The 14,706-nt window shown below is 71.0% G+C and carries 11 protein-coding genes and 1 pseudogene; 10 read left to right on the top strand and 2 right to left on the bottom strand.

Annotation, left to right across the window (positions count from 1 at the left end):
* Positions 1-367 precede the first annotated feature (367 nt).
* Positions 368-457: pseudogene (locus IE260_RS42125) on the bottom strand (GNAT family N-acetyltransferase); the annotation flags it as partial.
* A 166-nt stretch (positions 458-623) separates the two neighbouring features.
* Complete coding sequence (locus IE260_RS34205) at positions 624-1,544, bottom strand: LysR family transcriptional regulator (protein ID WP_189879054.1); 921 nt, start codon at positions 1,542-1,544, stop codon at positions 624-626.
* Positions 1,545-1,712: 168 nt separating this feature from the next.
* On the opposite strand from IE260_RS34205, the gene IE260_RS34200 reads away from it, so the two are divergent.
* The 10 genes from IE260_RS34200 to eccB all read left to right on the top strand — a co-directional run bounded on the left by IE260_RS34200 (position 1,713) and on the right by eccB (position 14,705).
* Positions 1,713-2,468 carry an amino acid ABC transporter ATP-binding protein gene (locus tag IE260_RS34200; RefSeq protein ID WP_308434720.1) on the top strand — a complete coding sequence of 252 codons (756 nt, stop codon included), beginning with the start codon at positions 1,713-1,715 and terminating at the stop codon, positions 2,466-2,468.
* Positions 2,469-2,545: 77 nt separating this feature from the next.
* Positions 2,546-3,496, top strand: a complete 951-nt coding sequence (locus IE260_RS34195) for a glutamate ABC transporter substrate-binding protein (RefSeq protein WP_189879053.1) — start codon at positions 2,546-2,548, stop codon at positions 3,494-3,496.
* A gap of 4 nt (positions 3,497-3,500) precedes the next feature.
* On the top strand, positions 3,501-4,148 hold the full coding sequence (locus tag IE260_RS34190) for an amino acid ABC transporter permease (protein WP_189879051.1): 648 nt from the start codon (positions 3,501-3,503) through the stop codon (positions 4,146-4,148).
* A complete protein-coding gene (locus IE260_RS34185) occupies positions 4,145-5,128 on the top strand; it encodes an amino acid ABC transporter permease (RefSeq protein WP_189879049.1) in 984 nt (327 codons plus the stop codon). Before IE260_RS34190 ends, IE260_RS34185 begins: the two co-directional genes overlap by 4 nt.
* A 119-nt stretch (positions 5,129-5,247) precedes the next feature.
* Positions 5,248-6,003 (top strand): class II glutamine amidotransferase, encoded by a 756-nt coding sequence (locus tag IE260_RS34180; RefSeq protein ID WP_268254958.1) that lies wholly within the window; start codon positions 5,248-5,250, stop codon positions 6,001-6,003.
* 86 nt (positions 6,004-6,089) lie between these two features.
* Positions 6,090-6,716 (top strand): helix-turn-helix transcriptional regulator, encoded by a 627-nt coding sequence (locus IE260_RS34175; protein WP_189879045.1) that lies wholly within the window; start codon positions 6,090-6,092, stop codon positions 6,714-6,716.
* Between the two features lie 162 nt (positions 6,717-6,878).
* Positions 6,879-7,730, top strand: coding sequence for a hypothetical protein (locus IE260_RS34170; RefSeq protein WP_189879043.1), 852 nt, complete (start codon positions 6,879-6,881; stop codon positions 7,728-7,730).
* 181 nt (positions 7,731-7,911) lie between these two features.
* Complete coding sequence (gene eccCa / locus IE260_RS34165; RefSeq protein WP_417847139.1) at positions 7,912-11,826, top strand: type VII secretion protein EccCa; 3,915 nt, start codon at positions 7,912-7,914, stop codon at positions 11,824-11,826.
* A 67-nt stretch (positions 11,827-11,893) separates the two neighbouring features.
* Complete coding sequence (eccD, locus tag IE260_RS34160) at positions 11,894-13,294, top strand: type VII secretion integral membrane protein EccD (RefSeq protein WP_189879039.1); 1,401 nt, start codon at positions 11,894-11,896, stop codon at positions 13,292-13,294.
* A gap of 10 nt (positions 13,295-13,304) precedes the next feature.
* On the top strand, positions 13,305-14,705 hold the full coding sequence (gene eccB, locus IE260_RS34155) for a type VII secretion protein EccB (RefSeq protein WP_189879037.1): 1,401 nt from the start codon (positions 13,305-13,307) through the stop codon (positions 14,703-14,705).
* The last annotated feature ends 1 nt before the right edge of the window (position 14,706 follow it).

The raw sequence follows: 14,706 nt of genomic DNA, 5'->3' as shown, positions 1-14,706 counted from the left end.
GCCTCGCAGGCCCGGTAGCGGTCGGCTGGTTCGCCGAAGGAGTCGTCCGCCTGGCAGAAGCGTGCCCCGGTGGCGGGTACTTGGGTTACTCGGCGCATCTGGTACGAGCCCGTGACACGATCTTGCTGAACGGGCCTGTCCGGCCGTGTCCGGTGTGACGACTCGTCCGTTCGGACGGGGTGTGACCACCCGGCCGTGGACGGTGGACGGTGCCCTGTGCGTGCTGATCGCGCCGCTGCTGCCGCCCTGGCACGAGAAGGAGGTCGGGCCAGACCTGCCGGCGGCGGCTGGAGCGGTGGCCGCCGCGGCCGTGCGAGCCGTCGTCGGGGCCCGGTCACGTAAACGCCGTGACCGGGCACCAGAATCAGCGCGGCCGGTTCACCGTCACCACCCGGACAAGACCCAGGTAGCGGTCCGGCGCCGTGGCCACCACGTACTTCGACGGACCGACGATGGTGCCAGATCGTCGCAACGGTCAGCCCGACCGGGGCACCTGCAAGATCCTGAACGAGCTCTGAGGGAAGTCGCCACGGACAGTGCGGGCTGCCGGTAGCGGGGCTCGCTCGGGGATCACGGTGTTCGCCACGCCTGCGCACCGCCGGTCCCATCCGTGTACGGCCACGTCAGTGCGGCGGTCCGCCGACCCGGTCGTGCAACGCGCACGCTATCGTCCGTATCTCCTGCAGCACCGTTGCCACTGCCGGTACGGCCGCCATGTCCGGCCACAGCAGGGCGTAGGTGCGACGCCGTGGCCAGCGCCGCAGAGGGCGGTGGACCAAACCCGGGGCGAGATGGGCGGACAGCGCCATCTCGCTGATCAGGCTGATGCCCAGCCCGGACGCCACCAGGGCCTGGATGGCGCTCACGTCGTCCACGGTCGCCGCGATGCGCGGCTCGAACCCCAGATTGGTGCAGGCGGCAAGGAACCGGTCGCGGAAGCTCTCCATGACCCAGTCCCGGCCGGCCAGTTCCGCCAGGTCGACGGTGTCCTGGGCCGCGAGCGGATCGTCCTCGGTCATCAGCACGCAACGGCGGTCCGTCATCAGTTCCACCCGACGCATGGTGGCCTCGCCGTCGGGCAGGTCCTCGTTCTCCCAGTTGCACAGCAGGCCGAGGTCGGCCTCGCCCGTCCTGATCAGGTGGCGTGCCTCGACGGGTTCGGCCTGCACGACCGTCACGCGTACCCCGGGATGTCCCTGGCGCAGCCGGGCGATCAGCTCCGGCACGATGGTCACGCAACTGCTCTGGAACGCCACTATGCGCACCAGGCCGCCACCGCGCGCCACCAGGGAGGAGATCTCCTGGTCCACGGCGCGCAGCATGGAGAAGATCGCGTCCGCGTGCTGCACCAGGGCCCGGCCGGTCTCGGTGAGCTGGAGTCCCCGGCCGACCCGTGTCACCAAGGGCGTCCCCACGGCCTGCTGGAGTCGGCGCATCTGGTAACTGACCGCGGGCTGTGTGTACCCCAGGGAGCTTGCCGCCGCGGTGTAGGAGCCGGTGCGCGCGACTTCCGTCAGCACCTTCAGTTGGTGAACGTCCAACATGTACGAACGATAAAGGACTTTGATGCGTACGCGAAATAATCCTCGTTGGACACCGGAAGCAGACGTTCGGTCAAATAGCGGCAGCACGTCAGCCGTTCGTCTCCCGCTCCCCGCCTTCTCGCAGGAGTTCTCGTGACCAGTACGGTGCCCGTCGACGCCGCCCACGAGGTGGGCGCCCCCGATCACCGCCCACCCCTGGTGCGAATCCGGGGCCTCGACAAACACTACGGACCCACCCAGGTGCTCCACAGCGTCGATCTCGACGTCTTCGCCGGCGAGGTGGTGGCGATCGTGGGGCCGTCCGGATCCGGCAAGTCGACGCTGTGCCGGTGCATCAACCGGCTTGACTCCACGACGGCCGGGAGCATCGTCGTCGATGGAGCGCCACTGCCCGAGGAGGGCAGTGAACTGCGCAGGCTCCGCGCCGAGGTCGGCATGGTCTTCCAGTCGTTCAACCTGTTCGCCCACCTGACGGTGGTGCAGAACCTCATGCTCGCACCGGTCAAGGTCCGCGGCATCCGCCTGGAGGAGGCCAGGGAGCGCGCTTACGGCCTCCTGGAACGGGTCGGACTCGCGGACAAGGCCTACGCCTACCCCCGGCACCTGTCGGGCGGCCAGCAGCAGCGGGTGGCCATCGCCAGGGCCCTGGCCATGGAACCCAAGCTGCTCCTGTTCGACGAGCCCACGTCGGCCCTGGACCCCGAGATGGTCCGGGAGGTCCTCGGCGTCATGACGCAGCTCGCCCTGGACGGCATGACGATGATCGTCGTCACGCACGAGATGGGCTTTGCACGGCAGGTCGCCGACCGTGTGGTCTTCATGGACGGCGGCAGGATCCTGCGAACGGCTCCTCCCGAGGAGTTCTTCACCGCCCCCGGGCATCCCCGCGCCGAAGCGTTCCTGGCGACGCTGCCCGGTGTCTGACACCGCACCGCCCGCGCCCGCCCCAGCTCTCCCCATGCTCCGGTCCCCGTCCCCCATCCCCCTGCGGAGATAGCCTCGTGAACAGCACCGTACGGACACGTCGACGCACCGCCCCCCTGACAGGTGCCGTCACGGCACTCGCCACGCTCCTGCTCACCAGCGCCTGCTCCGGTTCCTCGACGAGCGTGCCGGGCGCACCGGTCGCCGCCGGCAAGAAGGCGAAGACCGGCGTCGTCGACCAGTTGATCGACAAGGAGCAGCCGGCGGATGCGTCACTGATGCCGCCGGGCTCCACCGCCGCCGAGATCCGGAAGAACGGCACGCTGGTGGTCGGCGGCACCCAGACCGCGGCGCTCTTCTCGCAGCTCGACCCCACCACCGGCAAGGTTGAGGGGTTCGACGCGGCCATGTCGCGCCTGCTGGCCAAGTACATCATCGGTGAGCCCAGGACCAAGCTGGTCAACGTGACCGCCGCCACCCGTGAGGCGCTGCTCAAGAACCACTCCGTCGACGCCGTCTTCGCCACCTACACCATCACGCCCGAGCGCTCCGAGGTCGTGAACTTCGCGGGTCCCTACTACGTCGACGGCCTCGGCATCCAGGTGCGCGACGACGAGAAGGACATCAAGGCGCTGGACGACCTGAAGGGCCGTACCGTCACCACGCAGTCCGGGTCCACGGCGGCGCAGTTCATCAAGGAGCGCGTGCCCTCCGCCAAGATCCAGCTCTTCGACACCAACACCGAGTGCCTGCAGGCGCTGCGGCAGGGCCGGGCCGACGCGTACGTCCTGGACCAGGGTGTGCTGGCCGGCAACGCCAGCACCCACCAGGACGTGAAGGTCCTCTCCGAGACGTTCGGTGAGCAGCCCTACGGCATCGGACTGCCGCTGGACCGGCCGGACTTCAAGGAGTTCGTCAACGACTGGCTGAAGAAGATCGAACAGGACGGCACCTGGGCGGCGGTGTGGAAGAACACCGTCGGCACCCAGGTGCCGGGACCGGTCCCCTCCCCGCCGCCGGTCGGCTGACGCCATGGACGCCATCACCAGCCACCCGGACGTCTTCGGCCACGGCCTGTTGATGTCCCTGCAGATCAGTGCCTGCACGTTCGTGCTCGCCGCAGCCATCGGACTCCTGCTCGCGGTGTGCCGGATCAGCCCTGTCCGACCGCTGCGCCTGTTCGCCGCGGTGTACGTGTCCACCGTGCGCAGCGTCCCCCTGCTGGTCCTGCTTGCCCTGTTCGTGTTCGGGCTGCCGGAGATCGGCCTGGTCTACTCGCTCTTCTGGACCGTGGTGACGGCGATGGCCCTGTACTGGGCGGCGTTCCTCTGCGAGACGGTGCGCGCCGGCGTCCGGGCCGTACCGGTCGGCCAGACCGAGGCGGCCCGCGCCCTCGGCATGACGTTCGGGCAGGTGCTGGGCAGTGTCATCGTCCCCCAGGCCCTCCGGTGCACCGTGCAGCCCATGGCGTCGCTGCTGATCGCCGTCGTGCTGAACTCGTCGCTGGCGGCGGCCGTCGGAGTGACCCAGGAGCTGACCGGCCAGACCGTGCTGCTCGACCAGCAGTACGCCCAGCCCCTGGTCACCTTCGGCGCCGCGGCCGTCTGCTATGTCCTGATCACCCTGGCGATCGGCCGTACGGCCGCCGTCCTCGACCGGCGGCTGGCGGTACTGCGATGACCTCGTCCCTGCGGGAAGAGAAGGCCGCCCGCCCGGCGGCCTCCGACGACGGCCGGATCCGCTACGCGCGCTTCACGACTCCGCCCGGCCCCGGCCCGGCGCGCGCTGTCCTGGCCCGCGTCACCCGGGTCCTCGACCGGCTGGACGGTGACGACACCCGGCTCTTCGACGCGCCCGGACCGCGAGGACGGCGCCGCATCGCCGTGGCCACCGTGGCATCGCTGGTGGTGTTCGCCCTCCTGGCTGCCGCCGCGGTGCGCCAGTTCGCGGCGCACGGGCAGCTCGACCCGGCCAAGTGGCAGCTCTTCGCCCAGTGGCCCGTGATCCGTTACCTGCTCGTCAGCCTGTGGGCGACGGTCCAGGTCACCGTGGTCAGCGGCCTGATCGCGCTGCCGCTCGGGGCCCTCCTGGCGCTGGCCCGGCTTTCCGGCAACTCCCTGCTCAGCCGCTTCGCGGCACTGTACGTCGAGGTGCTGAGGGCTGTTCCGCTCCTCCTGCTGATCTACGCCTTCCTGCTCGGACTGCCGGCGGTGGGTCTGCGGCTGCCCCTGTTCTGGCAGTTGGTCTGGCCGATCGTGCTGACCAACGCCGCGGTGTTCGCGGAGATCTTCCGGTCCGGTGTCCGGGCCCTCCCCGCCGGTCAGACGGAGGCGGCGCACGCCCTGGGGTTCGGGCACTGGCAGTGCCTGCGCCTGGTGCTGCTGCCGCAGGCCGTGCGGCAGACCGCGCCCGCCCTCGTCGGCCAGTTGGTAAGGCTGCTCAAGGACAGCACGCTCGGGTACGTGGTCAGCTTCCTCGAACTGCTGAACGCGGCGAAGGTGCTGGGTGAGTTCAACCACTCGGTCATCCAGAGCTACCTGGTGGTGGCTCTCGTGTACGTCGTGGTCAACCTGGCGCTGGCCCACACCGCCACCAGACTGGAGCGGCGGCTCGGCAATCGCCGCCGTGAGCCCGGCCCCGGAACCGTCGCCACTCCCTGACAGCCCACCTGTCCGGCACCCGTCCCGCACCGGTTGCCGCGGGGGAGAGGCATGCCGTCTCCTGGCCGCATTGTGCATGTATGAGCGGTTACGTACGTTCCTCATGAAGGTGAAGCCATATGTGTCGACTCATTGGTGCCGTGTCACCGCAACCCACCACCACCCGGGACCTGTTCGCCGAGGACCTTCAGCCGTTCCTGGCCCTGGCCGACGAGCATGATGACGGATGGGGCATGGCCGTCCGGGTGCCCAACCACACGGTCGAGGTCGTCAAGGAACCCGAACGCGCCCACGACGGGCTGCGGTTGCGCTCGCTGCTCGACACCTCCACCACGGACGCCGCCCTGCTGCACGTCCGCATGGCCAGCCCCGGATTCCCGGTCACCATGGCGAACACCCACCCCTTCGGCGACAAGTCCTCGGCCTTCGCCCACAACGGCGACTTCTCGCCGGCCGGAGCCCTCGACGAGGTGATCGGAGCGGACCTGCTCGCCGCGGCCGAGGGACAGACCGACAGTGAGCGCTACTACCTGGCCGTGCGCCGCCGCATGGACGACGGCCTGGGCCCGGTCAAGGCGCTCATGCAGGCGGCTGACGACATACGGTCCCTGGCCGACCGGCTCGCCAGCCTCAACTGCCTGCTGCTCACCCCGCACGGCCTGTACGCGTACACCGAGCACGACCCGGCCTCGGAGGTCATCGGCCGCCGCGGCCCCGGGTACTTCGGCCTCCACTACCGGACGACCGAGGACGGCAGGACCGTGGTGGCGTCGACCGGCTGGCCGCATCCGGCGCCCCAGTGGGACGTGCTTCCCGAGCGCCATGTGCTGGAGCTGAAACCCGGCACCGGCGCCCCGACCGTCCACGGCAGGTGAGGGCCATGAGGAGTCCCGTTCCGTCCCTCGCGCGTACCTGCCCCGCACGCCGCCCCGCACCCCACCGGGCGGTGGGAGGGGCCCTCGTGCCCGACCACACCGCCGGTCCCGCTCGCGTGGCCGACCCGGCACCGGCCGTCGTGGTCGAGGCCGACGATCCGCTCGTCCTGGACGGCACCACGGCCTTCATGAGGTCCGGTGGACGGGTGCGGGTGCTGCCGCGTGAGCGGACCGCGGAGGCCGACGTGGCCGTGGTGATCACCGGCGACACGACGCCGCGGACGCTCGCGGTGCTGCACCGCGTCAGCAAGGAGACCGGCGGGCGGGCGCGGATCGTCCTGGTGGCCGACTGCATCACCGAAGCACAGGTCCGGCAGGCGGTCACGTACGGCATGACCGGCTTCCTCGTCCGTCCGCGCAGCAGCTTCTCCCACATCGTGAACGCCGCGGTGGACAGCGCACGCGGTGAGCCGGCGCCGCTGACGACCGGCCCGCCCGGCCCGGGCGAGTCCCCGGACCCCGTCCCGCTGGCGCTCCGGGAGGCGGAGGTACTGCGGCTGCTGGCCGAGGGCAAGGACGTCATCGAGATCGCCGGCGAGCTGTGCTACTCGGAACGTCTGATCAAGAGCGTCATCCACACGGTGGTCAAGCGCTTCGGGGTGCGCAACCGCACGCACGCCGTCGCCTACGCCATCCGCATGGGCATCCTGTGACCCGAAGCGGCGGAACGTGCAGCGCGGTCGCCCATCCGGGCACCGTCCGCGCCCGCGGTGGTTGCACGGGCGCGGACGCTCCTACGCTTCCGCACGTCCGAGTGCCGGTTCGGCGAGGCAGGCGAACCGGGTCCGTGTGCCGAGACCGGGAGAGGGGTGCACGTGACGCGACAGGACCCTGACGCCGTGCGTCCCGGCGACACCCGGGAACCGGGGACCGGAACCGTGTGGGAGGGCGACGTCCCCTGGCAGTCGGCACCGCTCGACACCGCCGGTGAGCCGGGCGCGGCACCGGCCCGTGATTCCGCACCGGCCACGGACGGCGAGGACGAGGAGTCCCTCCAGAAAGAGCCCTCCGGCCGTACCGGACCAGTGAGACCCGTCCTGGCCGCAGCCGTCGGCCTCAGCTGCCTGCTGCTGGTGGTGCCGGTCGTCCTGCTGCACGACTCCGGGCCCGGACGCGAGCCACGGGCCGCGCACTCCGCGGACAGCAAGGAGACGCCGTACGCTCAGCCCTCGCCGAGCACCACGGTGCAGTCCTCGCCCGCCGCGCCTCCCCGGCGGACCGGCTCCCCGAGCCCCGCCCCGTCACACCACGCCGCCGACACCGTCACCACGCCTTCCGCGACACCCACCCGCCGGACGACCCCCGAACCCGCTTCCCCCGCACCCCGGCCGGCCGCGGCACCGCGCCCCACCGAGACGGTCGTCAACGGCACGAGTGTGCTGGAACGGGGCCAGAGCTGGTCCACCGGCCGCGCCGAACTGGCCCTCCTGCCCGACGGCAACCTGGTGCTCTACGACGGCAGCCACCGTCCCCTGTGGTGGACAGGCACGGCCGGTGAGGGCGCCAGAGCCGTCTTCCAGGCCGACGGCAATCTGGTCGTCTACACGCGGGACATGCGTCCCCTGTGGTCCTCGCGCACCGACGGACACGACGGGGCGCACCTGGTCCTGCGCTCCGACGGGAAGGCGGCGATCCGTTACGGCGACGAGGTGCTGTGGTCCCTCTGACCACGGAATCGGGACTTCGGGCAGTCGCGGTGTGCGTCCAGGCAGCCCCGCTCCCCTCGCCTGGCCACGACCACGGTCGCCTTCCTATGTTCACCCTTGTCAAAGGGCTCGTTGCCGGCTGGAGATGCACTCGATGAACACCGTGGTTGTGAAACGCCCGCCGCGTGTGTCAGGACCCGAGGTGCCCGAGGGGCGGATCGAGCTGGCCGAACCGCCCATCCTCGGTGAACCGGCCGCTGCCGACCTCGGATCCGTCATGGTCGTGCTGCCGATGGGCATCGGGTTCGGAGCGATGGCGCTGATGTTCACCATCGGCAGCTCGACCTCGATGTACCTGATGTCGGGAATGATGGGCATCGGCATGATGTCCATGAGCCTCGGCCAGATCGGACGGGCCGGACTCGACCGCAAGCGCCGCATGCGCGCCGAGCGCCGCGACTACCTGCGCTACCTGGCCCAGCTCCGCACCCAGGCCCGCCAGGCGGCTTCCGCCCAGATGGCGGCGGCACTGTGGGACAACCCGCCCCCGGAGCGGCTCTGGTCGATCGTGCGTTCACCCCGGGTCTGGGAGCGGCGCTCGGCGCACGATGACTTCGCCAAGGTGCGCATCGGGCTCGGCTCCCGCCGGGCCGCACTGGAACTGGTCCCACCGGAGACCAAACCCGTCGAGGACCTCGACCCGCTCGCCGCCATCTCGCTGCGCCGGTTCACCGCGGCCTTCCAGACGGTGCCAGGCATGCCGATCCCGGTGGCCCTGCGCAGCTTCACCAGCGTGGAGTTCGCCGGAGACGCCCGGCAGGCACTGGGGCTGGTGCGCGCGATGCTGGGCCAGATGGCCACCCTGCACTCGCCCGACGAGCTGCGGATAGCGGTGTTCACCGACGAGACCGGCAGGGCCGAGTGGGAGTGGGTGAAGTGGCTGCCGCACAACGCCCACCCACGTGAGCGGGACCAGGCAGGGCCGCTGCGCCTGATAGCGACCGACCACGACGAGCTCACCGACCTGCTCGGTCCCGATGTCCTCGACCGGCCCGATCACGACGCGCAGGCGACGTCCAGCGCCGCCGAGCCGATGGTCGTGGTCGTCGCCCACCGCACCACGATCCCCTCGGGCTCCCGGTTGCTGGGGTCCGGTCTGCGCAACGTCGTGCTGCTCGACGTCACCGGGGCCATGCACGGCGGTCCCGGCGTGCTTCGCCTGACGACCGAGGACGGCCGCGTGTCGTTCCCGGTCGGCGACGGCTCGGCCGACGCCGAGGCGGACACCCTGAGCCGCGTGGCGGCCGAGGACCTGGCCCGCCGGCTGGCCCCCCTGCGCACCAGCGGCACCATCGACCTCACCGACTCTCCCTTCGAGTCCGATTTCGAGCTGACCACCCTCCTGGGCATCCGGGACCCGCGCTCGTACGACGTGGCGGCGCAGTGGCGCCGGCGGATCGACCAGAGCGCCAGGCTGCGCGTGCCGATCGGCGTCACCGAGGACGGCGAGGTCGTCGAACTGGACCTCAAGGAGTCCGCGCAGGCCGGTATGGGGCCGCACGGCATGATGATCGGAGCCACCGGTTCCGGCAAGAGCGAACTGCTGCGCACCCTGGTGATCGGACTCGCCGCCACCCACTCCTCCGAGGTGCTCAACTTCGTCCTGGTCGACTTCAAGGGCGGCGCGACCTTCCTCCACATGGACCGACTGCCGCACACCTCCGCGGTCATCACCAACCTGGCGGACGAGCTGCCGCTGGTCGACCGCATGCAGGACTCCATCGACGGCGAGCTCATCCGGCGCCAGGAACTGCTGAGGGAGAGTGGTTACTCGTCGCTCTACGAGTACGAGAAGGCGAGGCTCGCCGGCGCACAGCTGGCGCCGCTGCCCTCCCTGCTCGTCATCGTCGACGAGTTCTCCGAACTCCTCGCCGGCAAGCCGGAGTTCGTGGACCTCTTCGTCACAATCGGACGCGTGGGACGGAGCCTCGGCGTGCACCTGCTGCTCGCCTCGCAGCGGCTGGACGAGGGGCGCATCCACAGCGTGGAGGGACACCTGTCGTACCGCATCGCCCTGCGCACCTTCTCCTCGATGGAGTCGCGCAGTGTGATCGGCGCCGCAGGGGCCTACGAACTGCCGCCCGTGCCCGGCAACGGCTACCTCCGCATCGACACGACCAACCTGGTCCGCTTCAAGGCGGCCTACGTCTCCGGCCCCTGCCCGGAGAGTCCCGCGCTCGACCAGGGCCCGCAGCCGGAGGAAACGGCCAGCCTGGAGGTCGTCCCGTTCGGCCTGGACCAGCGCCCCGCGGTGACCGAGCCCGCCGAGGGCGCCGCCGCCCCGGCAGTGGAGGAGCCCGATCCGGCGCCGGTCCGGTCTGCCGAGAGCGACGAGACCCTGCTGGAGGTCCTCGTCGACCGGCTGACCGACGCGGGGCCACCGGCCCGGCAGGTCTGGCTGCCACCGCTGGAGGAATCCTCCAGCCTCGACCAGCTCCTGCCCGGCATCGTGCCCGATCCGGTGCGCGGCATGACCGCCGCCGAAACCTCGCTGCTCGGCAGCCTGCGGGTGCCGATCGGCATGGTGGACCGGCCCCACGAGCAGGTCCGTGAGCTGCTGATCGCGGACCTGTCGGGCGCCGGCGGACATGTCGGCGTCACCGGCGGACCGCAGACCGGCAAGTCGGCGCTCCTGCGCACGCTGATGATGTCGCTCGCGCTGACCCACACCCCGCAGGAACTGCAGTTCTACTGCCTGGATCTCGGCGGCGGCGGCCTGGTTTCCATCGCCGGACTGCCGCACGTGGGGTCGGTGGCCACCCGGCTGGAGCGCGACAAGGTGACGCGCACCGTCGAGGAGCTGACCCAGATCCTCGAACGCCGGGAGCAGGCCTTCACCGAACTGGGCGTGGAGTCCATGGCGGCCTACCGCCAGATGCGCCGCACCGGCGCGCACGACGATCCCTACGGCGACGTCTTCCTGGTCGTCGACAACTGGGGCACGATGCGCCAGGACTACGACGAACTGGAGGACCGCATCACCGGACTCGCCGCTCGCGGCCTGTCCTTCGGCATCCACGTCATCGTCTCCGCGGTGCGCTGGTCGGAGATCCGTCCCAAGCTGCGCGACCTGCTGGGCACCAAACTCGAACTGAAGCTCGGTGACCCCATGGAGTCGGAGGTGGACACCCGGCGTGCCGCCGGCGTGCCCCAGCAACCCGGACGCGGACTGACCAGCTCCGGCTACCACTTCCTCTCGGCCCTGCCCCGACTGGACAGCTCGTCCAGCACCACCGACCTCACCGCCGCCACCAAGCTCGCCGCGGCGGAGATCGGCACCTTCTGGACCGGCCGCACCGCTCCGGGCGTCCGGCTGCTGCCCAGCCGCCTGCCCGTGGAGCGGCTGCCGGACCCCGAGGGCGATCTCCGCGTCTGTCTCGGCTGGGACGAACAGCGCCTGCAGCCCGTCTGGCACGACTTCCAGGCCACACCCAACCTGATCGTGTTCGGGGACGGCGAGACCGGGAAGTCCAACCTGCTGCGTCTGATGGCCCGGGCGATCACCACCCGGTTCCGGCCCGAAGAGGCACGCATCCTCCTCGGCGACCCGAACCGGGAACTGCTCAACGCCGTGCCCGAGGAGTACCGCGTGGGGTACGCCGTCGACGCGCAGGGACTCAAGGAGCTGGCCGGCAGCACCGTGGTCTCCGTGGGAAAGCGCGTGCCCGGCGTCGACGTGTCTCCCGAGCAGCTCGCCAACCGCGACTGGTGGGAAGGCCCCCGGCTGTTCATCCTCATCGACGACTACGACTACTTCGTCGGCAGCCTGATGGACAGCCCGACCGCCCCCCTGCTGCCACTGCTCGCGCAGGGCGGCGCCATCGGCATGCACATGGTGGTCTCCCGTACCAGTTCGGGAGCGATGCGCGCCATGATGGACCCGCTGCTGCGCAGGCTCTGGGAACTGGGCAACCCCGCGCTGCTGCTCTCCTATCCCAAGGAGGAGGGCAAGTTCATCGGCGAGGCGCGGCCCCGCACCCTGGTCCCGGGCCGCGCGCAGTTGGTGACCAGACGCGGCATCAGCCTGATCCAGACCGGACTGGTGGGTGCGGAATGACCACTCTGACGCCCGGCCGACAGCGCCAGTCGTCCCCTTCCTGTCGGCCGGCTCGCACAGGAGCGCCATGACCACCTCCAGCATCAGGTCGGAACTCGACGGCTCGGCGATCTGCCGGGTCACCGTGATCGGCGACGACACGAGCGCCGACCTGGGACTGCCCCCCGCCGTGACGATGGGCTCCCTGCTGCCGGTACTGGCCGAACGCGTCGGCCGGGCCGGGGAAGCGGACGCCGGCGGCTACGTGCTGCAACGCCTCGGGGAGGAGCCGCTCGATCCCGAGGGCACGCCGGAGACCCTCGGACTCCGGGACGGTGACGTGCTGTACCTGCGTCCGGCCGACGACATCCTCCCGCCCATGGTCTTCGACGACCTCGCCGACGGCGTCTCCACCGTCATCGGCTCGCGCACCGACCGATGGCGGACCGAGCTCACGCGGCGGCTCTTCGTCGGGCTGAGCTGCTTGCCGCTCCTGACGGCGGCCGTCGTCGTCCTCGTCTTCGTCGAGGGCACACTGCTCACGGTCCAGCTCGGCACGGCCGCACTGGCCATGCTGGCCGGGTCCGTCGCCGTGGCGCGCTCCGGCGCCGGCGACCGCGCCGCCGTTCTCGTGTGCGGCGTCGCCGGGTGGACGTACGCGGCGCTGGCCGGACTGACCGCCTACCGGGGCGTCACCGCACTGTCCGGTCCCGACCGGCACGACGTGCTCCTCGCAGCCGCCTGTGCGGTCGGCGCCGCCGCCCTGTTGCTGATCGCCGGCAACATGCCCCCTCGGGTGTTCGGTGTGCTGCTCGTCCTCGCACTCGCGGCGGAACTCGGGTCCTTCCTGGCGCTGAGCTTCGACTGGGACGCGACCGTCACCCTGACGGTGCTCGCGGTGACGATGTTCGTCCTCAGCGCCATCGCGCCTCGCCTGGCGCTGCGGATGGCCGGCCTGCGCGTGCCCCAGCTGCCGCGCAACGCGGACGAACTCCAGGAGGATCTCGAACCCGGCGCCCAGCCGGACGTGGAACGCCGTGTGGCCGCGGCCGACACCTACCTCACCGTGTTCACGGTGGCCGCTGCCCTGTACTACGCCCTGGACCTGGTGCTGCTGACGCGCCGCTCCGGATGGTTCGACTGGTTCCTGGCCCTCGCCCTGGCCTCCGCCGTGACCCTGCGCTCCCGCGGCATGACCGAGACATGGCAACGCGTGTCGCTCGCGCTGGCCGGCACGCTGGGACTGACCCTCGCGGTGGTCTGGCTCCTGGTCCACGGCGGAGCGGTCGCGCGCACCTTCCTCCTCGTCATCCTCCTGGCCGCGGCCGGACTGCTCCTGCTCGGCGCCCGTCGGCTGCCCACGCTGCGGCTGCTCCCCATCTGGGGACACGTGGCCGACATCATGGAGATGACCACGGCGATAGCCCTCGTGCCACTGCTGCTGCAGTTCATGGACGTCTACTGGTTCTTCCGGTCCCTGGCCGGCTGAGGGGCGACTCGTGCAAAGCCGTCGTGATCACGTACACGCGTACCAGTTCGCCACCGGACGCCTGGCCGCCGCCCTGGTGACCGGTGAGCCGGCCCCGGGCGACCCACCGGCCCGGCGCAGTGTCGTGGGCGCGGTCATCGGAGTCGTGCTCGCCCTGCTGGTCTGTGCCGGCTTCGCCGTGTACGGCCTGATCAAGCCCGGTGGGAACACCTCCTGGGCCAAACAGGGCACCATCGTGGTCGAGAAGGACACCGGCAGCCGCTTCCTCTACCTGAACGGCGTGCTGCACCCGGTCGCCAACTACGCCTCGGCGCTGCTCGGCGCTTCCGCGGCGGGCGGCGACACCGGCGTACGCAGCGTGTCGCGCAACTCCCTCTCCGGAGTGCGGCGCGGTGCCGAGATCGGCATAGCGGGCGGCCCCGACTCGGTGCCCAGGGCTTCGGCGCTCTTGACCGGTCCCTGGGCCCGGTGCCTGGCTCCCGGACGGGGCACCGGGGAGACGATCGACTTCGCCCCTGACGGCAAGCAGCCGAGCGGGGCCGCTGCCACCGACCGGCGCATCCTGCTGCGTGACGAGGCCGGGACGGACTACGTGCTGTGGAACGGCACCCGGTACCGACTCGGCGGTCGCTCCGCCCTGGTCACCCTGGAGCTGGACGGCCAGGAACCGGTCCAGGCCCCGCAGTCCTGGCTGACCGCGCTGCCCGACGGCCCGACCGTCGCCGCCGCGTCGGTGCCCGACCGCGGTGAGCCCGGGCCTCGTATCGCGGGCCGCGAGAGCAAGGTCGGCCAGGTGTTCACCACCGCCGCCGACGGTGCCGCGACGGCCCAGTACTACGTCCTGCGGACGGACGGACTGGCGCCGCTGAACCACACGGAGTACGCCCTGATGGCGACCGATGCCAAGGGTCTCGCGCCACGGCACGTCAGTCAGGCCGACATCGCCGCGGCCCCGGGTTCCGAGGACCGCTCGCTGCTGCATCGTCTGCCCGACTTCCTCTCCGGCCCCGTGGCGCAGCTCGACCGCCGGACGGTGTGTCTGCGCCAGTCGGTGACCGGGACCAAGACGCACACCACCGTCTCCCTGCAGGCGAAGCCCACGGCGGCCGTCGGGCGGGTCTCGCTCCCGGTGGGCGCCGGGCTGCTCCTGCAGCCCCTGCCACTGCCCCGTCAAGGTGAGAGCCGCCGGCTCTTCCTCGTGACCGAGCTGGGTGTGAAGTACCCCCTGGGGGACGATTCCGCTCTGTCCGCACTCGGCTACGCGGACTCCCAGGTCCGGGTCGCGCCGCCGGAGGTGCTCGATCTGCTCGCCACCGGACCGGTCCTCTCCGGGCAGGGTGCCCTCACACCCGTCCCCATGCCGCGGCCCACACCGCCGGCTCCGTCCGGCACGCCGTCGGGAGGTGGGTGAA

The organism is Streptomyces viridiviolaceus, assembly GCF_014650995.1.
Lineage (GTDB): Bacteria > Actinomycetota > Actinomycetes > Streptomycetales > Streptomycetaceae > Streptomyces > Streptomyces viridiviolaceus.
Note: the sequence above shows the minus strand (reverse complement) of the source record. Positions and strands in the feature narration are given on the sequence as shown.

Excerpts from the sequence above, each read along its gene's own strand:
- IE260_RS34205 (WP_189879054.1), bottom strand. The coding sequence starts at position 1,544 with ATGTTGGACGTTCACCAACTGAAGGTGCTGACGGAAGTCGCGCGCACC.
- IE260_RS34190 (WP_189879051.1), top strand. The coding sequence starts at position 3,501 with ATGGACGCCATCACCAGCCACCCGGACGTCTTCGGCCACGGCCTGTTG.
- IE260_RS34185 (WP_189879049.1), top strand. The coding sequence starts at position 4,145 with ATGACCTCGTCCCTGCGGGAAGAGAAGGCCGCCCGCCCGGCGGCCTCC.
- IE260_RS34180 (WP_268254958.1), top strand. The coding sequence starts at position 5,248 with ATGTGTCGACTCATTGGTGCCGTGTCACCGCAACCCACCACCACCCGG.
- eccD (WP_189879039.1), top strand. The coding sequence starts at position 11,894 with ATGACCACCTCCAGCATCAGGTCGGAACTCGACGGCTCGGCGATCTGC.